Annotated in this window: 23 protein-coding genes; 10 read left to right on the forward strand and 13 right to left on the reverse strand. The window is 61.5% G+C overall.

The window, feature by feature from the left end; genetic code table 11:
- Nucleotides 1–39: 39 nt before the first annotated feature.
- The 10 genes from QMK33_RS03795 to QMK33_RS03840 all read right to left on the reverse strand — a co-directional run bounded on the left by QMK33_RS03795 (nucleotide 40) and on the right by QMK33_RS03840 (nucleotide 10537).
- Nucleotides 40–402, reverse strand: a complete 363-nt coding sequence (locus tag QMK33_RS03795) for a DUF4259 domain-containing protein (protein WP_283563222.1) — start codon at nucleotides 400–402, stop codon at nucleotides 40–42.
- A gap of 30 nt (nucleotides 403–432) precedes the next feature.
- Nucleotides 433–1440, reverse strand: a complete 1008-nt coding sequence (locus QMK33_RS03800; protein ID WP_283563223.1) for an SDR family oxidoreductase — start codon at nucleotides 1438–1440, stop codon at nucleotides 433–435.
- A gap of 55 nt (nucleotides 1441–1495) precedes the next feature.
- The gene (gene rfbB, locus QMK33_RS03805) at nucleotides 1496–2551 is read right to left on the reverse strand and encodes a dTDP-glucose 4,6-dehydratase (protein ID WP_283563224.1); all 1056 of its coding nucleotides are present in this window, start codon (nucleotides 2549–2551) and stop codon (nucleotides 1496–1498) included.
- Between the two features lie 89 nt (nucleotides 2552–2640).
- Nucleotides 2641–3660 carry a UDP-glucose 4-epimerase GalE gene (galE, locus tag QMK33_RS03810; protein ID WP_283563225.1) on the reverse strand — a complete coding sequence of 340 codons (1020 nt, stop codon included), beginning with the start codon at nucleotides 3658–3660 and terminating at the stop codon, nucleotides 2641–2643.
- Between the two features lie 88 nt (nucleotides 3661–3748).
- Entirely contained in the window at nucleotides 3749–5047 is a 1299-nt protein-coding gene (locus QMK33_RS03815; protein ID WP_283563226.1) for a nucleotide sugar dehydrogenase, read from the reverse strand.
- A 92-nt stretch (nucleotides 5048–5139) separates the two neighbouring features.
- On the reverse strand, nucleotides 5140–5739 hold the full coding sequence (locus QMK33_RS03820; RefSeq protein ID WP_283563227.1) for an acyltransferase: 600 nt from the start codon (nucleotides 5737–5739) through the stop codon (nucleotides 5140–5142).
- 76 nt (nucleotides 5740–5815) lie between these two features.
- Nucleotides 5816–7216, reverse strand: coding sequence for a hypothetical protein (locus tag QMK33_RS03825; protein WP_283563228.1), 1401 nt, complete (start codon nucleotides 7214–7216; stop codon nucleotides 5816–5818).
- A 49-nt stretch (nucleotides 7217–7265) separates the two neighbouring features.
- Entirely contained in the window at nucleotides 7266–8222 is a 957-nt protein-coding gene (locus QMK33_RS03830; RefSeq protein WP_283563229.1) for a glycosyltransferase family 2 protein, read from the reverse strand.
- Nucleotides 8223–8404: 182 nt separating this feature from the next.
- Entirely contained in the window at nucleotides 8405–9031 is a 627-nt protein-coding gene (locus QMK33_RS03835; protein ID WP_283563230.1) for a hypothetical protein, read from the reverse strand.
- Nucleotides 9032–9127: 96 nt separating this feature from the next.
- Nucleotides 9128–10537 carry a putative hexosyltransferase gene (locus QMK33_RS03840; protein ID WP_283563231.1) on the reverse strand — a complete coding sequence of 470 codons (1410 nt, stop codon included), beginning with the start codon at nucleotides 10535–10537 and terminating at the stop codon, nucleotides 9128–9130.
- A 179-nt stretch (nucleotides 10538–10716) separates the two neighbouring features.
- On the opposite strand from QMK33_RS03840, the gene QMK33_RS03845 reads away from it, so the two are divergent.
- Nucleotides 10717–11280: a carbohydrate binding domain-containing protein gene (locus QMK33_RS03845; RefSeq protein ID WP_283563232.1), complete on the forward strand. Its 564-nt coding sequence runs from the start codon at nucleotides 10717–10719 to the stop codon at nucleotides 11278–11280.
- A 54-nt stretch (nucleotides 11281–11334) separates the two neighbouring features.
- Entirely contained in the window at nucleotides 11335–12789 is a 1455-nt protein-coding gene (locus QMK33_RS03850; RefSeq protein ID WP_283563233.1) for a hypothetical protein, read from the forward strand.
- Nucleotides 12790–12797: 8 nt separating this feature from the next.
- Here the strand turns inward: QMK33_RS03850 and QMK33_RS03855 are convergent, their stop codons facing one another.
- Nucleotides 12798–13493, reverse strand: coding sequence for a glycosyltransferase family 2 protein (locus tag QMK33_RS03855; protein ID WP_502867044.1), 696 nt, complete (start codon nucleotides 13491–13493; stop codon nucleotides 12798–12800).
- A 220-nt stretch (nucleotides 13494–13713) separates the two neighbouring features.
- Between QMK33_RS03855 and QMK33_RS03860 the strand changes: the two genes are divergently transcribed.
- The 3 genes from QMK33_RS03860 to QMK33_RS03870 all read left to right on the forward strand — a co-directional run bounded on the left by QMK33_RS03860 (nucleotide 13714) and on the right by QMK33_RS03870 (nucleotide 16227).
- Entirely contained in the window at nucleotides 13714–14247 is a 534-nt protein-coding gene (locus tag QMK33_RS03860) for a 3-hydroxyanthranilate 3,4-dioxygenase (RefSeq protein ID WP_283563235.1), read from the forward strand.
- Between the two features lie 67 nt (nucleotides 14248–14314).
- A complete protein-coding gene (locus QMK33_RS03865) occupies nucleotides 14315–14986 on the forward strand; it encodes an FkbM family methyltransferase (RefSeq protein WP_283563236.1) in 672 nt (223 codons plus the stop codon).
- Nucleotides 14987–15009: 23 nt separating this feature from the next.
- Complete coding sequence (locus QMK33_RS03870; protein ID WP_283563237.1) at nucleotides 15010–16227, forward strand: glycosyltransferase family 9 protein; 1218 nt, start codon at nucleotides 15010–15012, stop codon at nucleotides 16225–16227.
- Between the two features lie 21 nt (nucleotides 16228–16248).
- Here the strand turns inward: QMK33_RS03870 and QMK33_RS03875 are convergent, their stop codons facing one another.
- Nucleotides 16249–16968 carry an HAD family hydrolase gene (locus tag QMK33_RS03875; protein ID WP_283563238.1) on the reverse strand — a complete coding sequence of 240 codons (720 nt, stop codon included), beginning with the start codon at nucleotides 16966–16968 and terminating at the stop codon, nucleotides 16249–16251.
- A 75-nt stretch (nucleotides 16969–17043) separates the two neighbouring features.
- Here QMK33_RS03875 and pafA point away from each other — a divergent pair, with 75 nt between their 5' ends.
- From pafA to QMK33_RS03890, 3 genes are all read left to right on the forward strand, one after another.
- Nucleotides 17044–18744: an alkaline phosphatase PafA gene (gene pafA, locus QMK33_RS03880; protein ID WP_283563239.1), complete on the forward strand. Its 1701-nt coding sequence runs from the start codon at nucleotides 17044–17046 to the stop codon at nucleotides 18742–18744.
- Between the two features lie 64 nt (nucleotides 18745–18808).
- Nucleotides 18809–19357 (forward strand): inorganic diphosphatase, encoded by a 549-nt coding sequence (locus QMK33_RS03885; protein WP_283563240.1) that lies wholly within the window; start codon nucleotides 18809–18811, stop codon nucleotides 19355–19357.
- Between the two features lie 173 nt (nucleotides 19358–19530).
- Complete coding sequence (locus QMK33_RS03890; RefSeq protein ID WP_283563241.1) at nucleotides 19531–20388, forward strand: UbiA prenyltransferase family protein; 858 nt, start codon at nucleotides 19531–19533, stop codon at nucleotides 20386–20388.
- A 250-nt stretch (nucleotides 20389–20638) separates the two neighbouring features.
- Here the strand turns inward: QMK33_RS03890 and QMK33_RS03895 are convergent, their stop codons facing one another.
- Entirely contained in the window at nucleotides 20639–22183 is a 1545-nt protein-coding gene (locus tag QMK33_RS03895; RefSeq protein WP_283563242.1) for an NAD(P)H-hydrate dehydratase, read from the reverse strand.
- A 45-nt stretch (nucleotides 22184–22228) separates the two neighbouring features.
- On the opposite strand from QMK33_RS03895, the gene QMK33_RS03900 reads away from it, so the two are divergent.
- Nucleotides 22229–22768 (forward strand): RBBP9/YdeN family alpha/beta hydrolase, encoded by a 540-nt coding sequence (locus QMK33_RS03900; protein ID WP_283563243.1) that lies wholly within the window; start codon nucleotides 22229–22231, stop codon nucleotides 22766–22768.
- A 90-nt stretch (nucleotides 22769–22858) separates the two neighbouring features.
- Complete coding sequence (gene msrB, locus QMK33_RS03905; protein WP_283563244.1) at nucleotides 22859–23317, forward strand: peptide-methionine (R)-S-oxide reductase MsrB; 459 nt, start codon at nucleotides 22859–22861, stop codon at nucleotides 23315–23317.
- Nucleotides 23318–23350: the final 33 nt, after the last annotated feature.

Genomic DNA, 23350 nt, shown 5'->3' on the forward strand with positions numbered 1-23350 from the left:
GTGTTTAGCGTAGCGTTTTGTGGTTGACTTTGGCAGGGCCTAATGCCGGCTGATTAGCACGGCCAGCAGCTTATCAAATGAGTGCTTTATAACTACCGGCCGTTCGGCTTTGTAGTCTGGGTCAGGGTCTAAGTCATCAATGGTAGCCAGCCACTCGGCTAGGATAATATCCCGACAAGTAGTAACTAATTGGGGTGTAAGCGTTTTGCTGGAATAGTACTTTCCTAATAAGGTCAATACTTCCACCGCTACCATGCACTCTACCCACCCATCTTCGTCAGCTTCGGCCAGCGAAGGGTTTTCGACGATAGCTGACAGCTTTTCGACCAGTGGCTGGCAGATAGTGGCCAGGTAATCCAGGGCATGGTCGTTGCCGAAATTATCACTTCCCCAGGTTCCCATACTAGTCTACGTTAAGCAGCTACTACTCAATTAATTGCGCTCGGCAATAAAGTCCTGGTTAGCTTTGAACCAGCTCAGGGTTTGCTGCAAGCCTTCGCGAATGCGCACCTGCGGCGCGTAGCCGAGCCGGGTTTCGGCCTTAGTGATGTCGGCCAGCGAGTCGCGAATGTCGCCGGCGCGGTTGGGGCCAAACTTGGGTTCCAGGGTCGAGTGCGCTTCTTCGCGCAGGATGTCGTACATCTGCACCAGCGAGGTGCGGTCGCCCACGGCGATGTTATAGACCTGGCCCAGCGCCTCGAGGTTGGTAGTGAGCGCGGCCCGCACGTTGGCCTGCACGCAGTTGGCCACGAAGGTGAAGTCGCGGGTCTGGCCGCCATCGCCGTTCAGCGTGGGCGCGTTCTCTTCCAAGATGGCGTCGATAAATAGCGGAATCACCGCGGCATACGCTCCGCCGGGGTCCTGGCGCGGGCCGAAGATATTGAAGTAGCGCAGGCCGATAATCTCCATGCCGTAGGTGCGGGCAAATACGTCGGCGTACAGCTCGTTGGCGTACTTGGTGACGGCGTAGGGCGAGAGCGGCTTGCCGATGCGGTCCTCTACCTTGGGCAAGCCGGGGTGGTCGCCGTAGGTCGAGGACGAAGCGGCGTATACAAAGCGCTTTACGCCAGCCTCTTTGGCCGCAAACAGCACCTTTACGAAGCCGCCCACGTTCACCTCATCCGTCGTAACGGGATCGTTGATGGAACGCGGCACCGAGCCCAGCGCCGCTTGGTGCAGCACCACGTCCATGCCCTGCACGGCGCGCGCGCACGCCTCGCGGTCGCGGATGTCGCCCTCCTGCACTTCCAGCGCCGGGTTGCCCGCAAACAAACGCAGGTTTTTGCGGAAGCCGTTGGAGAAGTTGTCCAGCACGCGCACTTTTTTGGCGCCGTGCTTGAGCAGGTATTCTACCAGGTTGGAGCCGATGAAGCCGGCGCCGCCGGTTACCAGAAAGCTGAGCTCGCCGAGCGGCTGGTCGGTGAAAGGAGTTTCGTACATAAATCTTTATATTGTCATTGCGAGCACAATGACAGGCGGCATTGTTATTAACGTATTACCGGCCAGCGTATTGCTTGGCGTTATAGTCCTGGTACGTGCCGCTGGTAACGTTATCCAGCCATTCCTGGTTGGCGAGGTACCAGTCAACCGTCTGGTTGAGGCCTTGCTCGAAAGTGACGCTCGGCTTCCAGCCCAGCTCGTTCATGATTTTGCTAGAGTCGATGGCGTAGCGCATGTCGTGGCCGGCGCGGTCGGTCACGAACGTGATGAGCTGACGCGAGGTGCCGGCGGGCTGACCGGTTTTCTCATCCACCACATCGCACAGCAACTCAATGAGTTTGAGGTTCTGCCACTCGTTTACGCCGCCGATGTTGTAGGTATCGCCTAGCTTGCCGTTGTGGAAAACCGCGTCGATGGCCGTGGCGTGGTCCTTCACGAAGAGCCAGTCGCGTACGTTTTCGCCTTTGCCGTACACGGGCACTTTCTGGCCGGTGCGCAGGCGGTGAATGGCCAACGGAATCAGCTTCTCGGGGAAGTGGTTGGGGCCGTAGTTGTTCGAGCAGTTGCTGAGCTTGATGGGCAGGCCATAGGTGTGGTGCCAGGCGCGCACAAAGTGGTCGGAACTGGCCTTGGACGCCGAGTAGGGCGAGCGCGGGTCGTACGCCGTTTCCTCGGTAAACATCTCGGGGCCGAAGTCCAGCGAGCCGTATACCTCGTCGGTAGAGACGTGGTAAAACGTGTGGCCCTCAAAGCCTTTGGGCTTCCACAGGTTCTTGGCCGCGTTCAGCAGGTTTACCGTGCCAATGACGTTGGTTTTCACAAACGCCATGGGGTCGGTGATGCTGCGGTCGACGTGACTTTCGGCGGCGAGGTGAATCACAGCGTCGGGCTCCTCGTTGGCAAACAGTTGGTCGATGAACGACTGGTCGGCAATGTCGCCCTTGATAAACTGGTAGTTAGCCGCGTTTTCGATGTCGCGCAGGTTCTCCAGGTTGCCCGCGTAGGTGAGGGCATCGAGGTTGAGAATCTGGTACTCGGGGTACTTGTTGACGAACAAGCGCACAACGTGCGAGCCGATAAAGCCGGCGCCGCCGGTGATGAGAATTTTCATGCGATAAATGAGTAAGGGAGTAAATGAGTAAGAGAGTAAACGAGTAAGGGAAGTTGAGTACAACTGCACTTACTCATTTACTCACCTACTCATTTACCGAGCGTAAGCTGCCACTTCCAGGAGCTGGCGAGCGAGTCAAAGAGGGAGGTGCTGGTTTTAAAGCCCAGTACCTCAGCCGCTTTGGTAGCATCGGCGTAGATGGCGGGCACGTCGCCGGGGCGGCGGGGGCCAATGACGTAGTTGAGCTTCTGGCCGCTGGCCTGCTCGAAGGTTTGCACTACTTCGAGCACCGAGTTGCCGTGGCCGGTGCCCACGTTGAAAGTTTCGACGGTATCGGTGGCCTTGCGGTCGAGCAAGCGCTGCACGGCGGCGATGTGCGCCTGGGCCAGGTCCACGACGTGGATGTAGTCGCGCACGTTGGTACCGTCCACGGTGTCGTAGTCGTTGCCGAAAATGGTCAGCTTCTCGCGGATGCCGACTGCCGTTTGCGTGATAAAGGGCACTAGGTTGTTGGGCGTACCCAGAGGCAACTCACCGATTTTGGCCGACTCGTGCGCCCCGATGGGGTTGAAATAACGCAACAAGATGGTATACAGCTTGTTGCCAGGGGCAGCCGCCAGGTCGTGCACGATGTCTTCGCACATTTGCTTGGTGCGGCCGTAGGGCGACGACGCAGGCTTGGTGGGCGTGGCCTCCGTCACGGGCAGCGCATCGGGCACGCCATACACCGTGCAGGACGATGAAAACACGAGGCTTTCGATGCCAAACTCGGGCAGCACTTCCAGCAGCGTCAGCAGCGAGCCCACGTTGTTCTGGAAGTACTTGAGCGGCTCGGCCACCGACTCACCCACCGCCTTAAAAGCAGCGAAGTGAATGACTCCCTGCACGTTATCCTCCTGTTTGAGTACCCCGCGCAACGCCTCGGCGTCGCCGCAGTCGATGCGGTGGCACGGTACGTCGCGGCCCAGAATGGCGCGCAAGCCCCCCAGCACCGACTCCTTCGAGTTGCTGAAATTGTCAATAATAATCGGCTCGTAGCCCGCCTGGGCCAACTCAACCACGGTGTGGGAGCCGATGTAGCCGGCCCCGCCAGTAACCAGAATCTTCATGCTGTAAATAAGTAAATGAGTAGCTGCGTAAATGAGTTAAATAAGCGCCTGAGCCAATTTACTCAGTTACGCATCTACTCATTTACTGTTAAAGGCTCCAGTAGTGGAGCTCCTGCATGGGCTTGGTGCGGTAGAGGCCTTTGATATCGACCAGTACGGCGTTGTCGGCCGTGATGGACTGGAAGTACGCCTCGTCCTTGTCGACGTAAGGTAAGTGGCTGACGGCCACGATAACGGCGTCGTAATCCTGGCGAATTTTGTCGGCCGGTGTGAGGCGGAAGCCGTACTCGTGGTGCAGCTCGTCGGAGCTGGCGTGGGGGTCCACGATATCCACGTTCACGGAGAAGTTTTTCAACTCCTGAATAACGTCGGCCACTTTGGAATTGCGGATATCCTCCACGTTTTCCTTGAACGTAGCGCCCATCACGAGCACGCGGCTTTTGGCCACGTCCTTGCCGCGCTTAATCATCATCTGCACCGTTTTGCGGGCGATGTAGGCCCCCATGTTGTCGTTGGTGGTGCGGCCGCTCAGAATAACCTTGGCGTCGTAGCCCAGCTCTTTCGCCTTGTAAGTCAGGTAGTACGGGTCTACGCCGATGCAGTGCCCACCCACCAGGCCGGGGCTGAACTTGAGGAAGTTCCACTTGGTGCCGGCGGCTTCGAGCACCTCGTAGGTGTTGATGTTCATGCGGTCGAAAATCATCGACAGCTCGTTCATGAGCGCAATATTGACGTCGCGCTGGGTATTTTCAATAATCTTGGCGGCTTCAGCCACCCGAATGCTGCTGGCGCGGTGCACGCCGGCCTTCACCACCAGCTCGTACACTTTGGCCACCACGTCGAGGCTCTCGGCATCGCAGCCGCTTACCACTTTTATGATGCGCGTGAGGGTGTGCTCCTTGTCGCCGGGGTTGATGCGCTCGGGCGAGTAGCCCACCTTGAAATCACCGGGAAATTGCAGGCCCGAGAACTTTTCCATCACCGGAATGCAGTCTTCCTCGGTGCAGCCGGGGTACACGGTGCTCTCAAACACCACGTAATCACCCTTTTTCAGCACCTTGCCCACCGAGCCCGAAGCCCCGAGCAACGGCCGCAGGTCGGGCTGGGCGTGCTCATCAATGGGCGTGGGCACGGCCACAATGAAGAACTGCGCCTCGCGCAACACGTCGAGCGAGTCGGTGAAGGTGATGTCGCAGCCCTCAAACGCCGCGCTGTCGAGCTCGCCACTGGGGTCTTGGTGGTTGCGCATCATCTCGACGCGGCCGGCGTTGATGTCGAAGCCAATAACCGAGAGTTGCTTGGCAAATTCGAGGGCGATGGGCAGGCCCACGTAGCCGAGGCCAATCACGGCTAGCTTGGCTTCTTTGCGGAGGAGTTTATCGTACACTTTTTTTTAGAATTATAAATTATGAATTAAAAATTAAAAATTAATTAATTGTGCTTAGTTGCTACCAATTTTTAATTCTTAATTCTCAATTTTTAATTAGCTTCGGTTATGGCTTTTTTGTCAGGACTTAACTGATAGGCTTCCCCGCTTTCGGGGCAAGTGGCGCGGCCCTGCTCATCAAACGTGAGCCGGTGGCCGGCGGCGCTCATCCAGCCCTGCGGGCGGGCGGGCGTGCCATACACGAGGGCATAGGCCGGCACGTTGCGCGTGACTACACTGCCCGCGCCCACAAAAGCGTAGCGCCCCAGCCGAATGCCGCACACCAGTGTAGCATTGGCCCCGACGCTGACACCGCGCTCTAAATGAGTAGTTTGGTAGTGGCCCTCACCCCGGCGCGGCACGGCACTGCGCGGGTTCTTCACGTTGGTAAACACCACCGAGGGGCCCAGAAAAACGTCGTCTTCGCACACCACGCCGCCGTAGAGGCTCACGTTGTTTTGCACCTTCACATTGCGGCCCAGCGTCACGCCATCGGCCACAAACACGTTTTGGCCCAGCGAGCAGCCTTCGCCCAGCACCGCGCCGCCCGCCAGGTGGCAAAAGTGCCAGATGCGGCTGCCGGCCCCTACGCGGCAGCCCGCGTCGAGCACAGCGGTGGGATGGGCGTAAAAGTTAGCTGCGGGTTCGGCCACGGGGCGGAGTAGGGTTTTGCGCTCGCAAAGGTAACAGGCTAAGCGAGGTTAGGCCGCCTAGCCAGTATCGGGCCACTCAGGGCGCGGACGGGCCAATAAGCAACAGGCGGGCACCTTCGGCCGTGGTTTCGCCTGCCCAAATAGCCCGAATGGTTTCGGCCTGGCCGGCCTCGGTGGCCCAGTAGTGGTACCTAGCGTATGATTGGAGGGACACGCCGCGCCCGCCAGCGGGCTGAAAGTAGGTGGCGGGGTCGAGCTGCCGCACTCGGGCCTGGGCATAAATGAGCCAGCGGTTGCGGTAGGCCGATGGCTGGTTGGCAAACCACGATATCTCGTCGAGGCCCCATACCAGGGGCCATTGCCCCGGCTTACCGGGCGTGCCACTGATACCGTTATCAAATTCGGCCTGGGCGGGCAGGTGGCGGCACAACCAGCCGCCCGGTGCCCGCCCTCCCTGGCTGCGGACATAAATACCGCCCCCCGGGTTACCCCAGGGGTCTATATCCAGGTAAGCGGCGTGGGTGCCGGCCCGCACAGTATCGGCCTCAACGGGCCGTAGCGGGAATGAGTGAAAGTCGAAGAGCAGCTGCCGTACCGAATCGGGTAGAGGCGCGGCGGGTATTGGGTCGTAGTGCTCGCCATGGGTGTGGGCATCACAGAGTACAAAGCCCCGGTTGCGGGTGCGGGCATAGCGGCGAATACGCTGCAACAGCCCCCAGAAAGCGCGGTGGCCGGGGTCGTGGGCCGCGTCGTCGATGAGGCGAATTTGCCCAAAGTGCAGCGCTTCGCAACCCGCATCCAGTTGCAATACAGCACAGTAGTAGAACCAGAGCTGGGCTTCGGACCGACTCATATCAGGCACGCCCGGGGCCTGGCCCGGTGGGCTATCGCCCCAGCGGTAGCTGCTGTTGCTGAGGTCGTGGTACTCCGGGTACACGATGTTGGCAAAACTGAAGCGGCGTTGACGCAGCGCCAGGGTGTCTTCGCCGAAGGCCGCGCGCAGGCGGTTGGGCACGGTGAGATTACCCACATGGGGCTCCACAAGCTCAAAAATGCAGCCCTGCACCACGATATCGGGCTGCCGGGCGTGCATAAGCTGCACATTGCGCTGCAAGGTGTCGATGAAGGCGTGCAGGGCCTGGTCGGAGTTGGGCGTGCTCCACCAGCCGCCGGTGCGGCCGGCCATCCGCATACCGGCGTCGGCGGCCCAGTTGATGAGCGTGCGCCGCTGGGCCACGCTGGCATTCCAGTAGTTGAGGGCCTGCACCGAAAGCGAGCGCGCCAGGTAGTGCCGCACCAGCGCCTCCGACACGGGGGGCAGCGTATCGGCGGGCAACGCCAAGGTACCGCGGGGCTGCGCTGCTACCGGAGCTAACACGCTGAAAGACAATAAACAGAATGCTACGCACAAACGCAACACGCGCATCCACCGCACCGGCCGCCCCACGGGGTGGGCCTTCACTAGTTGGCAACTCATATGCTGGTTGGTTTAAGCCCTCAACGTTAAAACGGCGCGGGGCCGTATCCTACGCCAAAGGGGTGTTGGCCGGGGCCGGCAGGTTGCCCTCCGACACGATGTAGAGGGGCCGCTGGCGCACGTTGGCCCCGAGGCGCGCCAAGTACTCACCGATAACACCAATGGCGATAAGCTGCACGCCACCCAAAAACAAGATACTGACCATCAGGGAGGCCCAGCCTGGTTGGTAGTGCCGCGTCACAAAGCGTTCGTAAAGCGTGTAGAGAATGACGATAAAGGCTAGGGCCGACACAAAAAAGCCGCTTACGGTAGCCGCCTTAAGCGGCACATCGGAGAAGGCCGTAATGCCGTCTAGGGCAAAGCGCAGCATCTTAGAATAGGTGTAGCCCGTGACACCGCCGGCCCGTTCGGCGCGGTCATACTCAAGGAAAGTCTGACGGTAGCCAATCCAGGAAATCTGGCCGCGCAAGAACTTGTTTTGCTCCGGCATCTGGCGCAGAGCCAGCACCACCTTGCGCGAGATGATGCGAAAATCGCCGGTATCGACCGGAATCTCAACGTGCGTCATGGCCCGCAGGATGCGATAGAACAGCTTGGCAGTCATTTTTTTAGCCACGCTTTCGCCCTGGCGCGAGCGCCGCTTGGCATATACTACTTCGTAGCCCTCACGCAGCTTGGCGTAGAGGCCTGGAATCAGCTCGGGCGGGTCCTGCAAGTCGGCATCAATGATGACCACGGCCTCGCCCTCGGCCCGGTCGAGGCCCGCCGTCACGGCAATCTGATGGCCAAAATTGCGGCTGAAGCTCAGGTAGCGCACGTGAGCGGCATCGAGCTCGGCCAGCTGTATAAGTTGCGGCAGGGAAGCATCACGCGAACCATCATTCACAAAAATCAACTCGTAGCCCCCGGGCAGCGCCATGGGAGCCAGAAGGGCCGTGAGGCGGCGGTGCAGCTCACCAATATTGGCTTCCTCGTTATAGATGGGAATAACTACCGATAAGTCCATGCGAGATAAGTAATCGAAAGGGCGAGAGGGAAAAGGTTTTGGGCAGAGCAGGCTTAGCGGCTGCCCCCTACGGGCCTCACCATGCCAACTTCCCAGTCACCGTTGGTGAAAAGTACTTGCCAAGGCAACTTCCCGTACTCGTTTTTGCGCAATAGGTAGCCGTAGGTGCAGCCCCCGGCATTTCATTGGCCGAAGCGATATACTCGGTAAGAGCCCTCTTGTAGCTGCTCCCTGACCTCGCGCTGAAACCAAACGGGTGGGTAGCGCAGGTAAAACAGGGTGGAGACGCAGGGCAAGGGCAGCAGGCCGATGATGCGCAACTGGTTGATGCCCCGCATGCCTTCACCCATCGCAAAGGCCTCCCCCAGGCCGTTGTTGAACTGCAACTTGATGGGCCCCGTCCGGTATTCGATGAAATAATGGACAACGGCTAGGTCGCCTTCCAGCAGCAGCCAGCCTACCACCACCAGGCGCAAGGACGGCCGGAGTACGCTGGGTAAAAAGCTGTTGGCAATAAGGGTAGTAACCCACACCGCCAGCACCACACAAGGCAGATAAAAATAATTGAGCCGCTTGACATTCAGCTCTATTGAGCAAAAAAGCCCTGATAGCGCCCCGCCCCACACCCCAAAAATGGCCAGTATAATAGCAGCTGGCGAACAAAATACCCGGCCCCGCCGCCCGATGAATTTCTGGCCGCCTACTACTGCACCCAGTAGCAGCACCAGCGCCAGAAGCGCTACTTCAAGGGCGGCTTGCTTGCTCGCACGGGACGAAGCCACTGGCCCGGCGCTCGGATTGCCCATCATAGTTGCTTGCCAGATAATTACCTGGCCCAGCAGCTTTCGGTGCCTCGCCCCCAACACTTAAGGGCAGCGCAGTAGCCCTGAAAACGCAGGCCGAGCTTACGCAAGGGGCAGTGGGGAGGCCAGAATCGGAGAAGTTGGCTTGCTACTAGGCTGGCCAATACGCCAGGGTGCCAGCTGATAAATTTTTAGTACGGCTAAAAGTATGGCAAGGCCAAAAGTTCCCGCTACAAACCGGGGGTCAAATAAGAGCGTTCCGCCATACTTCAGGAGTTCCAGGTGACGCAGCACGGCCTCCAAGTTGAGAAAGTAGGCTATTGAGCCTACTACGTAGGGCCAGTAGTTGTTGCTCACAAAAGCATAGGCAGCCAAAAATATGATGGCACCGTGCCAATAGCGCTCGTGCATCTGCGTATTAAAAAACCCAAACAGCAGTGGGATGGCCCCGCAGGTGAGCAGCACTAAGGCACTAGTAGGGCGGGCCGCAGCATGGCGTAGCGACTGCCACGTTGCCACTATCAGGGGCAATAGTACCAGGCCCGAAGACACGAAAAACAAGAGTAGTCCCCATTTATGATATGTTAATCCGGCGAAGGCATGCGTATCATAAATAGTATACATCACGTCTTCCGGAACAAGGAGGTACCATAAGTTATAGCAGTTCATAGACAACCTGGGGAATATATCAATAACCCCCAAATTGTTTTCAATAATGCGCGGCAAGTAGCTTTCCCACGACCACCAGATGAACGGGGCCAGCAGCAATACCGTCAGGGTGGTTCCCGCCAGCACAGCCTGCACCGCCTGCCGGGGCCGATGCCACCACGGCGGCAGCCACAGCAGCAGCAGTGGCGGCAAAAATATAATAGCCTGCGTTTTGGTTGCCAACGCCAATACATATAGCATAACACTACCTGCTGTGCGCTGCTTCACTGCCAAAACAATTGCGCCAAAGGCGAAGAAGGAATAGATACCATCAATCTGCCCCCACACAATGCTGTTGTACACATAGGCAATGTTTAGCAGCAGCATTAGGGCTAGCCCAAAGCGCCGGTTGCGCTCCTGCACCAACGAGGCCGCCCAAAAGGCCCCCACAAAATCAAATAATAGCGGGAAGGCCTTGAGCCAGTGAAAGTAATACTGTATTTTCTCCACACTACCCATCATGTGGGCATACACCCACAAAATGTACTGGTAGAACGGGTTGTAAGTATCGTCTTGTAGTTGGTAAACATTTCCCAGGCCGTGCTCAAAAATGTGGGTGGCCCAGCGCACCCAAAAGCCCATGTCATAGGTGTTGCCTGACCGAGGCACCAGCAGCAGCATAAACAGAAAAAGCAGCAGCGTACAAATTACTTGCTGGCGGCGTGAAATAATACTCATTGAAGAAGTTGAAAAATCAGGAGCTGTTTCATAGCAGTGGCCAGGTGCGGGTAACGGCCTCCGAATGAGGGTTATCACGCGTGCAAACCAAATAAAAAGTCGGTTTGCCTGACGGGTGGCGGTCACAAAGGTAGCCGCGTTGGCAACCTTTCCCCAATAGACTCGCTGGCGACTTTGCCCAAAAGCGGGCCGCAGGCCAACTCTTCCGGGTACTGCGCCGGGCCATTCGGAACCAGGCCCAGGCGTTTACTACCCAGGTGCAGCTATTTTTGCCATTTCACTCCCCTCCTTCTTTCTTTCTTGGTATGAAATACCTTGCCGCTTTGGTAGGCCTTGCCTCGCTCGGCGCGTGCTCTTCAAAAGATGATGCGCACGATACAACGGACACCACCATCGATGATAAAACCATCACCTTCAACAACTTTGAGGCGGGCCCCGGCTGGAGCAACGACCCCAATCGCAACGATGTCGCCCTGGTGACTAAAAGCCGGGCGCACTCGGGCCAGTATGCGCTGAAGGTGGACAAAGACCACGCTTTCAGCCTGACGTTTGAGATGCCGCTGGGCCAAATCAGCAATAGCAAGTTCAAAACCGTGCACCTGGATGCCTGGGTGTATATGCCCAGCGCGCAGGCTACGGGCACCATCGGCCTGCAAATAATACAGCCCCAGGGCAACGAGTCGATAGGCGGCGGTGACCTCAAGTTTAGCGACGTGGTGAAGACGTACGGCGAGTGGGTAAAGGTTAGCAAAGACTTCACCATGCCTGATAATATCACGGCGGCCAATCGCCTACGGTTGTTTATGTGGCGGGCCGGCGCGAGCGACGAGGTGTTTCTGGACGACGTTAAGCTAAGCATTAAGGACTAAGGGCCCGCACGAGGGCGCGCCGGCCCATGCTTATCCCACCGGCAGGCTATCAACATGAATAAAAGGTACTTAACCCTACTGCTGGTTGCATTTGTGGCCCTCGACCTGGCCTTTACCTACTGGCAGAGCTACCAGCTGCCAATGGATGGCGACCTGGTGGCCATTGTGCTGCCGGCCCCGTGGTACACGCAGGTGCTGCATGACCCCTTTGGCTGGGCCGTGCTGGCCAAGCACGAGGTATACGGTGCCCCCAACCGCTTTTTTGCCCACGCCTCCATGGGGCTGTACTGGAAAGCGGTGCCGCGCCTGCTACACCTTCTCACCAACCCCATCAGCAGCCTTTATGCGGCTAGTGCGCTGTTTACCACGGCGGTGCAGGCGCTGCTGCTGCTGCTACTGGCAGCCTATGTGCGCCAGGCAGTGGCGGGGCCAGCGGCCGGGCGTGGCAGCTTTTGGGTAGCAGCAGCGCTGCTCGTACCCCTTTTTCAGGTCAACGGCTACAATGAGCAGATGGGCATTACCAACCGGGCCGTGACGTACACGTTCTTTTATGCCCTGCCCATGGGCCTGCTGCTGCTAGTGCTGTGGCCCTTTTACCGGGCCGCCTGCCAGCAGCAGCCGCTGCGGGTGGGGCCGCTGCAAGCCCTGCTGCTACTGGGGCTGATGGTGGTGGTGGCCTTTAATGGGCCGGTGGCCACGGCCTCGGTGGCTATTGTGCTGCTGGGCATAGCGTTAGCATGGGCCTGGGAGCAGGTGCAGGCCCGGCGGCGCGGCACGGGCGCGGTAGTTGGCGGGGTAAGCAGCTGGCTGTCGTGGCAGGCGGTGGGCCTGCTGGGGGCGCTGGGGGCGCTGTGCCTCTACTCACTCTACATTGGGCGCAACAACTCGGAGAACTCGCACGACCACTCGCTGGGCGAGCTGTATCGGCTGCTGCCCGTGGGAGTAGCCAAGATGATGACCTGGCAAGCGGGGCTACCGATATTGGTTGGGCTTATTTTAATTAACTACCTATTGGTCATTAAATTAGCTGCGCCTTCGGCCGCGCGGCAGCGGGTGCTGCTACTGCTGCGCTGGGTGGCGTTTTTTGCGGTGGTCTACATGCTGCTGCTGCCGTTTGGAGGCTACCGCAGCTACCGGCCCTACCTGCTGCGCAACGACTCGGCGCTGCCGGTACTGCTAACGCTACTATTTACCTATGGCTTAACTACTTACTTTCTGCTATTTCAACTCACGGGCCGCCTGCGGGCGGGTTACCTGGGGGCGGTACTGGTGGTGGCCGGCTTCTTTATGTATGCTGACCGCAAGGTGCACCTGCCCAACGACAATGGCTGCGAGCGCTGGAGCCTCGACCAGCTGAGCCGCGCTCCCGAGCCGGTGGTGCAATTGTCGAGCTTCTGTAACGTGCTGGCGTGGTCGCCCATCGGCGAGGCTTCGCAATCGGAATACAACGCTCAAATGCTGTACTACTGGGGCATTACGCCAGTTAAAAAGCTCTATTACAACAAGTAGGCGGGCCACTACTGGCCCAGCAACCCATACTTGGCAATGCAGTAGAGGGCCCGGAACCCATCGCGCCAGCCTATCTTTTTACCCTCGGCGTAGGTGCGGCCGTAGTAGCTGATGCCCACTTCGTAGAGGCGCACGCCCGGCAGGCGGGCTATTTTGGCTGTGACTTCGGGCTCGAAGCCGAAGCGCTTTTCCTCCAGGTGCAGGCCTTGCAGCAGGTCGCGCCGGAAGAGCTTGTAGCACGTTTCCATGTCGGTGAGGTTGAGGTCGGTCACCATATTCGATAAAAACGTGAGCAGGGCGTTGCCGATGCTGTGCCAAAAGAACAGGATGCGGTGCGGCTGCCCGCCCATGAAGCGCGAGCCGTACACCACGTCGGCAAAGCCCTTGAGCACCGGCTTGAGCAGCAGGTTGTACTCCTCGGGGTCGTACTCCAGGTCGGCATCCTGCACGATGATGTAGTCGCCGGTGGCCTCCCGAATACCGGTGTGCAGGGCCGCGCCCTTGCCCTGGTTGGTGGCGTGGCGCAGCAGGCGCAGCCGAAAGGCGGGGTAGCGGGCGGCGTAGGCCTCAATCACGGCCACCGAGCTATCGGTCGAGCAATCGTCTACCACCAGCAGCTCCTTGCCGATGCCGCTTACCAGCGTTAGCTCGCGCAGCAGGTCCAGAATCTGGTGCACCGTGCGCGCCTCGTTATACACGGGCATGACAATGGAGAGCGTATCGAACTTGACCAAGGCAAAAAACGGAGGCGGCGGCCAGGCCGCGCGGGTTGAGGCCCCAAAACTAGCCCCGGCACCGCCGCCGGGCCGCCGCAATGGCACCACCGGGCCCCAGGCGGCGGCGGCGATTACTTTTGCTGGGCCAAGCGGGCTGCTTTTGAGCGCCCCGGCTGGCTTTTCTCCACGTCTTTTTCCACGCGCCGCCATGCCCATCGCCCGCCCCTTCAATTTTCAGCAGTGGATTGCCGAGCACCGCCACCTGCTGAAGCCGCCGGTTGGTAACCAGCAGATTTTCAAGGATAACAAAGACTTTATTGTGATGGTGGTGGGCGGCCCCAACGCCCGCAAAGACTACCACGTGGACGAGGGCGAGGAGCTGTTCTTCCAGCAGGAAGGCACCATGACGGTCAAGATTATCGAGGACGGCCAGCCCGTAGATATCGAAATAAAGGCCGGCGAAATGTTTTTGCTGCCGCCCGGCGTGCCGCACTCGCCGCGCCGCCCGGCCGGCACCGTGGGCCTCGTGCTGGAGCGCTACCGCCAGCCCGGCGAGCTCGATGGCTTCCAGTGGTACTGCGAAAACTGCGGCCACCAGCTCTACGAAGAGTACGCCGAGATTACGGACATCGTGGCCCAGCTGCCGCCCATTATGAACCGCTTCTGGGCCAACGACGACCTGCGCACCTGCAAGGTGTGCGGCACCTACATGGCCGCGCCGGCTGCGCCCGCAGCTTCCTGAGGAGCTACTAAAGAACGCCCAGTATAACGTTCTCTTTCAAGCAACTACCTATTTCTACCACCCAGCCATGACCCGCCTTTTCGAGAAGCTTTCCTCTAAAAACCTCACCTTCAACCACGTGTGCGAGGTGGGCGTGTACATTCCCGAAACGTCGAACATCATCGACTTTGTGCAGCAGGGCACGCGGGCCACGCTGGTGGAGGCCGACCCCGACGTGGCGGCCAAGGTCAAGGCCACCTTTGCGCCCTACAATGCCCAGGTGCACGCCGTGGCCGTGTGGGACACCAACGGCACGCTTAAGCTATCGCGGGCCGCATCGTCCACGTTTGCCACCGAGCTGCCCACCAGCCCGGCCCTCGAAAACGACCGCTACCGCATCAGCGAGGATACCACGTTTGAGGTGCCGTGCGTGCAGTTTTCGACCATCGACGACGGCACCATCGACCTGTTGAGCATCGACATTGAGGGCGGCGAGTGGTACGTGCTCAAGCACCTGCGCAGCCGCCCCCGGGTGCTCAGCATCGAAACCCACGGCAAGTACTACACCAACCCCTTTCTTACGGAGATAAACACCTGGCTGACAGCTAATAGCTACGAGCTGTGGTACAAGGATGGCAGCGACAGCGTGTTCATTAAGCAGGGCCTTTTTGCGGTGGGCCTGGCCGATGAGCTGGAAACCAAGCAGGCCGAGCTGCTCACCGGCTGGAAAAAAATGAAGCGTATTTTCAAGAAAAAGTAGCCGGGCGGCCCGCCTTGCAGCCCATGCTCAGCTCCCTTATTCTGCGCCTGCGCCAGCTAAGCCGGCGGGGCCGCCAGCCGCGCCAACTGGCCGCCCTCAACCAGGCCGACGCGGCGGCGCTGGCCACCCAGGCCGCGCCCCAGGCTACGCGGGTGCTGGTAGTGCGCCACGACTCCATCGGCGATTACCTGTTGTTTCGGCCGTGGCTGCGGCAGCTGGCGGCCGTGGTGCGCGGCCGGGGCCAGCACCTCACGCTGCTGGCCAATGCCCTGTGGGCCCCACTGGCCCTGGCCTGGGACGCCGATTGCTTCGACGAGCTGCTGCCCCTGGAAACGGGGCGCTTTATAAAGGACCCGACTTACCGAGCTGATTTGCTGGGCGTTATCGGCCAGGCTGGCTTTGGCGAAGTCATCAACCCGCTGCACGTGCGCGAGCCGGCCGTGGAGAATTTTATCCGGTTTATGCGTGCGCCAGTGCGGGTGGCTAGCCAGGGCGCGCACCAAGTGAGCCCGTGGTTTGGCATCCTCAATACTGGCTATACGCAGCTGCTGCCCAGCGCCCGCGAGGTGTTGTTTGAGTACGACCGCAATCAGGAATTTTTTGTTAATTGGCTGTCTGCAAGCTTAATACCTAACGCTACCCCTACTACTCCCCTACCCAACGCGCCCTTGCGGCTGCCCACCAGCGTGCCGGCCGCCGCCGCTGCGGAGGCCGCCGCCGGGCCGTATATCGTGCTGTTTCCGGGGGCCAGCGCCCAGCAGAAGCGGTGGCCGGTGGCGCACTTTGCCCAGCTGGCGCGGGCGCTGCACCAGCACTACGGCCCGCCCTACCGCCTGCTCATTGCTGGCAGCCCGGCCGATGCGGCGCACGCCCGGCGCATGATGCAGCAGGCCGGGCCAGGCGTGCCCCTCGCCAGCCGCTGCGGCCAAACCGACCTGCCCGGCCTGGCGGCGCTGGTGGCCGGGGCCCGCCTGCTCATCAGCAACGACACGGTAGCCGCTCACCTGGCGGCCCAGGCCGGCACGCCCTGCCTGGTACTGCTGATGGGCGAAAACTACGGCAAGTTTTTTCCCTATCCGCCCTGGCTGCTGCACGCCGCCTGCCGCTGCCTGTTTCCGCCCAGCCAGGAGGCCCGCTTCGCGCAGGGCGACTTCAGCCCACCGGCTAAAGACCCTGACATCGGGCAGATAGCGGTAGCGCGGGCGCTAACTGCTGCGCTGGAGCTGCTGCCGGGGGCGTAGCCCGGCGCGGGGGCGGCCCGCTTACTGCTGCGCGTACTGCTTTTTGGCAACTTCCTTGGCCGGCTTGGGCACGGCCCCGGCCTGCCCAAACGCCGCGTGCAGCCGGGCCGGCGTAAGCTCGGTGAAGTCGTTGATTACCAAGAGCGGGGCCTGAAAGTCTTTGGCCTTCAAAGTAGTAGCTACGGCTACGCAGCGCATCTTGGCGCGGTAGGCGGCTTGCTCGCCCAGCAGCGCATCTTCGAACACCAGGCAGCTTTCGGGCTTCAGGCCCAGCTTTTGGGCTACTACGGCGTAGGTGTCGGCGTGGGGCTTGCCTTGGCGCACGTCGTCTTCGCCCACCACCACGTCGAAGAAGCGGCGCAGGTCGAGGTGGTCGAGGATGTAGCCGAGCGTGGCCCCGCCCGAGCCCGTGCCGAGGCCGATTTTGAGGCCCGCGGCGCGGGCGGCCGTCAGGAAGTCGACCAGGCCGGCCAGGGGCTTGCGCTGGGCCCAGTACAGGGTACGGTACAGAAACTCGCGCTGGGCGGCGTACTCTTTCAGCTGTTTCTCAGGCACTTGGTGCCGGAAAACGGACTGCAATATTTCCGTGGCGGGCATGCCGTTGAGGCGGGCCAGCAGGCGGCGGGCGTTGGTGGTCAGGTCCAGGTCGCGGAAAAGCAACTGAAAGGCGCGGGCCTGCACGGCCGTGTTGTCGATGAGGACGCCGTCCATATCGAAAATGAGGGCCTGGAGGTCGGGCATGGGCTAACGGTAATTTCACACGCAGCCAGAATGAACCGCACGGTATCTTTGCCAGCCTCCTTTACCGGTTTTTGCATGAAAAAGATATTGTTGCTGTCGCTGCTGGCCCTGCCGGCGCTGGCCCAGAAAAAGGCCCCCGCCCTGGCGCGGCCCAAGCTGGTGGTGGGCATTGTGGTCGACCAGATGCGCTACGACTACCTCTATCGCTACTGGGATAAATTTGGCAAGGGCGGCTTCCGGCGGCTTATGGGGGAGGGCTTTAGCTACGAAAGCTGCAACTACAACTACGTGCCTACTTATACCGGGCCGGGCCACACCAGCATTTATACCGGCACCACGCCGGCCACCCACGGCATAGTGGGCAACAACTGGTTTGAGCGCGAAACGGGCAAAACCACCTACGTCACCGACGATAAAACCGTGCAGGCCGTGGGCGGCACGGCGGCGGCGGGCCAAATGTCGCCGCGCCACAACCTGGCCACCACCATCACCGACGAGCTGCGGCTGGCCACCAATTTTCAGAGCAAGGTTATCGGCGTGTGCATCAAGGACCGGGGCAGCATTTTGCCGGCCGGGCACGCCGCCAACGCCGCCTACTGGTACGACGGCTCCAATGGGGCCTTTATTACGAGCACTTTTTACACCGCGGCCCTACCCGAGTGGGTGGCCAAGTTCAACGCCGCCGGCCACGCCGCCGAGTACCTGAGCAAGCCCTGGCACCCGCTGCTGCCCATCGGGCAGTACACCGAAAGCACCCCCGACGATGTGCCCTGGGAGGCCGCCTTCAAGGGCGAAGAAAAGCCCGTGTTTCCGCACGACCTGCCCACGCTGAGCGCCACGGTGCCCGCCGCCGTGAAGGCCAACGAGCGCGCCTCGGGCGAGAAGCCGCCCGCCGCCCCCACCCGCAACCTCGACCTAATCCGCTCCACGCCCTTCGGCAACTCGCTCACCGCCGATTTTGCCCTCGAAACCCTGCGCCAGGAGCAAATGGGCCAACGCGGCCAAACCGATTTTCTGGCCCTCAGCTTTAGCAGCACCGACTACGTAGGCCACCAGTTTGGCACCACCGCCATCGAAACCGAGGACACCTACCTGCGCCTCGACCGCGACCTGGCGCGCCTGCTCGACGCCATTGATAAGCAAGTGGGTAAGGGCCAGGCCCTTGTATTTTTGACCGCCGACCACGCCGCCGACCAGGCGGCCGGCTTCCTGGAGGCCCACCGCCTGCCGGGCGGCGGCCTGGGCACCAGCCTCATGCGCGACTCGGTGCAGCGCGCCCTGGTGCGCCTGCACGGGCCGGGCAAGTGGATACTCGACTTCGAAAACCAGCAGCTGTACCTCAACCGCGAGCTGCTGCTGGAAAAAAAGCTGGAGCTGGCCAAGGTGCAGAACGAAGTAGCCGAAATATTGCGCCAGCAGCCGCACATTGCGCAGGCCATTTCGGCCACCGACTTGCAGCGCAACGCCTGGCCGGTGGGCCTGAGCATGTACCAGGCCAATGGCTTTTACGCCCCGCGCTCGGGCGACGTGCTGTTTGTGATGTCGCCGGGCTGGCTCGAAGCCTACAGCTACCCCGTGGTGAAGGGCACCACCCACGGCGCCTCGTGGGCCTACGACACCCACGTGCCGCTGCTGTTCTGGGGCTGGCACGTGCCCCACGGCGAGTCGGCCGAGGCCGTCAAAATCGTGGACATTGCCCCCACCGTGGCCCGGTGGCTGCACATACAAGAGCCCAGCGGGTGCAGCGGCACACCGCTGCTGCGGGTGCTGGAGTAGGCCGGTTCAGCCTTTAAGCGCATTTTTACGTTAGTTTCTTATTTATCTCTCTCATCTTCCCAAAGTGGCTCAATTTAACCCCTGGCACGACGTGTCGCGCGGCGATAACCTTCCCGAAAGCGTAACCGGCGTCATCGAAATTCCCAAAGGCAGCAAAGGCAAATACGAGCTTGACAAGGAAAGCGGCCTGCTAAAGCTCGACCGTGTGCTGTTCTCCGCCGTGCATTACCCAGCCGCCTACGGCTTCATTCCGCAAACGTATTGCGACGATAAGGACCCGCTCGACATCCTGGTGCTGTGCTCGGTCGATATCCCCCACATGTGCCTGGTCGAGGCCAAAGTCATCGGCGTGATGCAGATGCTGGACCAGGACGAGGAGGACGATAAAATCATTGCCGTAGCCGCTCACGACGTGAGCGTGAACCACTACAACGAGCTGGGCGACCTGCCGCCCTACATGATTCTGGAAATGCAGCGCTTTTTTGAGGACTACAAAGCCCTGGAAAAGAAGCACGTAGAAGTAAAGCAGTTCCTGGGCCGCGAGGATGCCTACCGCATCATCAACGAAAGCATCTCGCTCTACGAGAAGACTTTCGGCGACCGCGTAAAATAAGCTTCACCGCTTCGCATAGCCTAAACAGAACGTCATGCTGAGCCTGCCGAAGCATCTCGCGTGGGGTAGTAACCAAATCCGTTAAACGATTGGGTTACCGCCCTCCGGCGAGATGCTTCGGTAGCCTCAGCATGACGTTCTTTTGCATATTTACCAAGTAACCAGCTCTTTACATGCCTGCCACCCGCCGCGCCCTGCCCCTGTGCCTGCTCGATGCCCTGCTGTATAGCAGCGCGTGGCTGGCCCTGGCGGCGGCGGCCCAAACGGCGGCTGTGCTGCGCGAGCTGCCGGGCGGCTTTGGGCCGGCCGGCTGGCAGGCGGTGGCACTGGTATTTGCCGTTACGCTGCTCACCTACAACCTCGACGCGGCGCTGCCCTTCAAACACCAGCAGCCGGCCGGTGCCTCGGGGCGCAAGGCCTGGCAGCACCGCCACCGCTGGGCGCTGGCGGCGCTGGCGGGCGCGGCGGCCGGGGCCGGGGGCGTGCTGCTACTGCTGGGCGGCTGGCTGCACTACCTGCCGCTGCTACTGCCGCTGGCGGCGCTGGCCCTGGGCTACTCGCTGCCGCTGCTGCCCTGGCGCGGGCGCTGGCGGGCCGTGCGCGAGGTGCCGCTGCTCAAGGTGTTTCTCATTGGGGGCGTGTGGGCAGCCGTGACGGTGGGGCTGCCCGTGCTGGCGCTGCACCGGCCGCTAGCGGCAGCGGCGGGGCTGCTGGCGCAACGGTTTTGCCTGGTGTCGGCGCTAGCCATTGTGTTCGATATCAGAGACTTGAGCCGCGACCAGCTTACCAACCTGCGCACCATGCCAGTGGTGCTGGGCCTGGCTGGGGCCAAGGCGGTCTCGCTCAGCCTGCTGGCCGCTTCGGTGGCGCTAGGGCTAGCGCGCGGGGCCGCGCCGCTGGCCGTACTGCTGCCGGCCGGGCTGGCCGCCTGGGTTATTGCCGTGGCCCGCGACACGCGGGGCGACTACTTCTTCGCCCTCGTGGCCGATGGCACGTTGCTGGTGGTGGCAGCAGCGTATTTCGTTTTTTAGTGAGGGGTATAGGTAAGTAGCTGGCCATCAGCAAAAATCCGCCGCTAATGGCCGTTTACCCCTACTTTGATGGGTTAACGTATTTTCACCGCAGAAGACGCAGGGGGCTTCGCAGAAGAACGACCTCTGCGACTCCTCTACGTCTTCTGCGGTGAAAACACTAGCACGGAAAGTCTCTGCAGGCAGTAGTTTGTAATTTAGCTAAGGGAGCGTTACTTAACAGCGCCCTTCCGCTTTGGCAACTACCCGCTCACGCCGTAAGCGCCCGCAGCGCTGGCCCAATGTGGTCCACCAAATCGCCGGCTACCAGCCCGGCTTCGCCGGTTTGCTGGGCGGCGAGGTCGCCGGCGTGGCCGTGGGCTAGCACGGCGAGGCGGGCGGCCGTGAGGGCATCGAGCTGGGCATGGGCGCGCAGGGCCAGCACGAGGCCGGTGAGCACGTCGCCGCTGCCGCCGGTGCCCATGCCGGGGTTGCCGGTGCTGTTGAAATACACCTGGCCATCGGGCGCGGCCACGGCGGTGTAGGCGCCTTTGAGCACAACCACGCACTTGTGCTTTTGGGCAAAGGCGCGCAGCAGGGCGAGGCGCTGGTAGTCGTCGGCTACCTTTTCGGTGAGGCGCGCAAACTCGCCGAGGTGGGGCGTAAGCACCGTGTTTTCGGGCAGCAGGTCAAGCAAGTCGCGGTGCGCGCCCAGCAGGTTGAGCGCGTCGGCATCGAGCACGAGCGGCACCTTGGCCTCGCGCAGCAGCTTCTCCAGCACGGCGCGGCTGGCCGCTGCCTGCCCCAGGCCGGGGCCGATGCCAATGGCCTGGTAAGCAGCTAGTTCGGGTAATTCACTGATGAAGTCAGGCTGCGGGTCGGGTAGGCACATGGCCTCGGGGCGGGTGGTTTGGAGGATGCCGTAGCCCTCGCCCGGCACCGCCACCGTGAGCAAACCCACGCCGCCGCGCAGGCAGGCCCCGGCGGCCAGCACGGCGGCCCCTATTTTGCCCCGGCTACCGGCCAGCAGCAGGGCGTGCCCGAAGGTATTTTTGTAGGCAAACCTACTGCGGCGGGGCAGCGTCACGTCGGGCTGGCGGGCGGCCAGCGCGGCGTCGAAGCCGCTGGTACCCGGCAGGCGGGTGAGGTGCCAGGGCGTGGCGGCCTGCGCCACAAAATCCTGGCTCAGGTGAATGTCTACCACGTGCCACTCGCCCACGTACGCCGCATTTTGCGGCAGCAAAAACGCCAGCTTGGGCAGGCCGAAGCTAATGGTGTGCCGGGCCTGCACCACGGGCGCGGCGGCATCGGGCTGGGGCGCATCGGCGAGCAGGCCGCTGGGCAGGTCCACGGCCACTACGCGGGCCTGGCTGGCGTTGAGGTGCTGCACCACGGCGGCGGCCAGCCCAGCCAGCGGGCGGCTGAGGCCGGTGCCAAACAGGGCATCAACTACTAGCGTACCGGGCTGAATATCAGGTAGCTTCTCCTCGCTCAGCTCCGTTATCGGAATGACTTTGGGCAGCACGTGGTGGTTGTACTCGTAGTCGTCGGCGTACTTGGCGGCGGGCAGCAGGCCCAGGCGCACGGCGTAGCCGCCGAGGTAAAGCAGGCGGGCCAGGGCCAGGCCATCACCGCCGTTGTTGCCGGGGCCGCACAGTAGTAGTATTTCGCCGGCCTCAGCGGGCGTGTAGCGGCGGTGCAGCCAGCCGGCCAGGGCAGTGGCGGCGCGCTCCATGAGGGCGGTGGAGGTGGTGCGCTGCTCGGCGGTGGTGGCCTGGTCAAGCTCGCGGGTTTGGGCGGCGGAAAGGAGCTTCATAGAAAGAATATAACGCGGCAAAGGACAAAAAAGCTACTTTTGGCCATGCAAAGAACAACCCGCTTCTTCGTCGTGCCCGGCCTGGGCAGCTCGGGCCCCGGCCATTGGCAGACGTATTTCGAGCGCCTGAACCCCGACTTTACCCGCATCGAGCAGCGCGAATGGGACACCCCCGACAAGGACGAGTGGGTGGCCACCATCGAGCGGGCGCTGGCCGGCGAAGACCTGGCCCACGTGGTGCTCATCGCCCACAGCCTGGGCTGCGCGGCGGTAGCGCACTGGGCCGCCGCTCACGGCCACCGCCTGAAAGGGGCCTTGCTGGTGGCACCAGTCGACGTGGAAACGGCGCACTTCGCGGCTTTTCCAACCACTGGCTTTGGGCCGATGCCCATGCGGCAGCTACCCTTCCCGAGCACCGTGGTAGCCAGCACCACCGACGAATGGGTAACCCTGGCCCGCGCCCGGCAGTTTGCCGCCGCCTGGGGCAGCGGGCTGGTCGACGTGGGCCCGGCGGGGCACCTCAATACCGCCAGCGGCCACGGCGACTGGCCGGCGGGCCTGGCGCTGCTGCAAGCGTGGCGGTAGCCCCCGGGCCCATTCCCAAACGGGTGAACCCCCACGGCCCGCCGTGCGTTTTACCCTCACCAAACTGCCACTAGCAATCCCCCAACCAAGATGCAAACCTGGAACGACGTTATCCGCCTGGCCAACCACGCCCCCACCCCGCCCCGCCGCGTGGAGAAAACCGCCGCCGAGTGGAAAGCCCAGCTCACCCCCGAGCAATACCACGTAACCCGCGAGCACGGCACCGAGCGCGCCTTCACCGGCGAATACTGCGAGGCCCACGAAGCCGGCCTCTACGCCTGCGTGTGCTGCGGCACCCCGCTCTACGACTCGCGCACCAAGTTTGAGAGCGGCACCGGCTGGCCCAGCTTTACGCAGCCCGTGGAGGAAGATGCCATTAAGTATAAGAAAGACACGAGCTACGGCATGACCCGCATTGAGGTGCTCTGCAACGTGTGCGATGCCCACCAGGGCCACGCCTTCCCCGACGGCCCGGCCCCCAGCGGCCTGCGCCTGTGCATCAACTCGGCCAGCGTGAAGCTGGTGACTACCAAGGAGCCGGCCGCGTAGATAGCCGAATTTGCCTGATGAAAAAGAACGTCA

Source organism: Hymenobacter sp. H14-R3, from assembly GCF_030063445.1.
GTDB lineage: Bacteria > Bacteroidota > Bacteroidia > Cytophagales > Hymenobacteraceae > Hymenobacter.

What these genes read in the sequence shown, in the direction of transcription:
- QMK33_RS03795 (WP_283563222.1), bottom strand. Translation starts at nt 402, where the DNA reads ATGGGAACCTGGGGAAGTGATAATTTCGGCAACGACCATGCCCTGGAT.
- QMK33_RS03875 (WP_283563238.1), bottom strand. Translation starts at nt 16,968, where the DNA reads ATGCCCGACCTCCAGGCCCTCATTTTCGATATGGACGGCGTCCTCATC.
- QMK33_RS03800 (WP_283563223.1), bottom strand. Translation starts at nt 1,440, where the DNA reads ATGTACGAAACTCCTTTCACCGACCAGCCGCTCGGCGAGCTCAGCTTT.
- QMK33_RS03850 (WP_283563233.1), top strand. Translation starts at nt 11,335, where the DNA reads ATGAATAAAAGGTACTTAACCCTACTGCTGGTTGCATTTGTGGCCCTC.
- QMK33_RS03855 (WP_502867044.1), bottom strand. Translation starts at nt 13,493, where the DNA reads ATGCCCGTGTATAACGAGGCGCGCACGGTGCACCAGATTCTGGACCTG.
- QMK33_RS03835 (WP_283563230.1), bottom strand. Translation starts at nt 9,031, where the DNA reads ATGATGGGCAATCCGAGCGCCGGGCCAGTGGCTTCGTCCCGTGCGAGC.
- galE (WP_283563225.1), bottom strand. Translation starts at nt 3,660, where the DNA reads ATGAAGATTCTGGTTACTGGCGGGGCCGGCTACATCGGCTCCCACACC.
- QMK33_RS03845 (WP_283563232.1), top strand. Translation starts at nt 10,717, where the DNA reads ATGAAATACCTTGCCGCTTTGGTAGGCCTTGCCTCGCTCGGCGCGTGC.
- pafA (WP_283563239.1), top strand. Translation starts at nt 17,044, where the DNA reads ATGAAAAAGATATTGTTGCTGTCGCTGCTGGCCCTGCCGGCGCTGGCC.
- QMK33_RS03900 (WP_283563243.1), top strand. Translation starts at nt 22,229, where the DNA reads ATGCAAAGAACAACCCGCTTCTTCGTCGTGCCCGGCCTGGGCAGCTCG.
- QMK33_RS03825 (WP_283563228.1), bottom strand. Translation starts at nt 7,216, where the DNA reads ATGAGTTGCCAACTAGTGAAGGCCCACCCCGTGGGGCGGCCGGTGCGG.
- QMK33_RS03865 (WP_283563236.1), top strand. Translation starts at nt 14,315, where the DNA reads ATGACCCGCCTTTTCGAGAAGCTTTCCTCTAAAAACCTCACCTTCAAC.
- QMK33_RS03895 (WP_283563242.1), bottom strand. Translation starts at nt 22,183, where the DNA reads ATGAAGCTCCTTTCCGCCGCCCAAACCCGCGAGCTTGACCAGGCCACC.
- QMK33_RS03890 (WP_283563241.1), top strand. Translation starts at nt 19,531, where the DNA reads ATGCCTGCCACCCGCCGCGCCCTGCCCCTGTGCCTGCTCGATGCCCTG.
- QMK33_RS03860 (WP_283563235.1), top strand. Translation starts at nt 13,714, where the DNA reads ATGCCCATCGCCCGCCCCTTCAATTTTCAGCAGTGGATTGCCGAGCAC.
- rfbB (WP_283563224.1), bottom strand. Translation starts at nt 2,551, where the DNA reads ATGAAAATTCTCATCACCGGCGGCGCCGGCTTTATCGGCTCGCACGTT.
- QMK33_RS03870 (WP_283563237.1), top strand. Translation starts at nt 15,010, where the DNA reads ATGCTCAGCTCCCTTATTCTGCGCCTGCGCCAGCTAAGCCGGCGGGGC.
- msrB (WP_283563244.1), top strand. Translation starts at nt 22,859, where the DNA reads ATGCAAACCTGGAACGACGTTATCCGCCTGGCCAACCACGCCCCCACC.
- QMK33_RS03830 (WP_283563229.1), bottom strand. Translation starts at nt 8,222, where the DNA reads ATGGACTTATCGGTAGTTATTCCCATCTATAACGAGGAAGCCAATATT.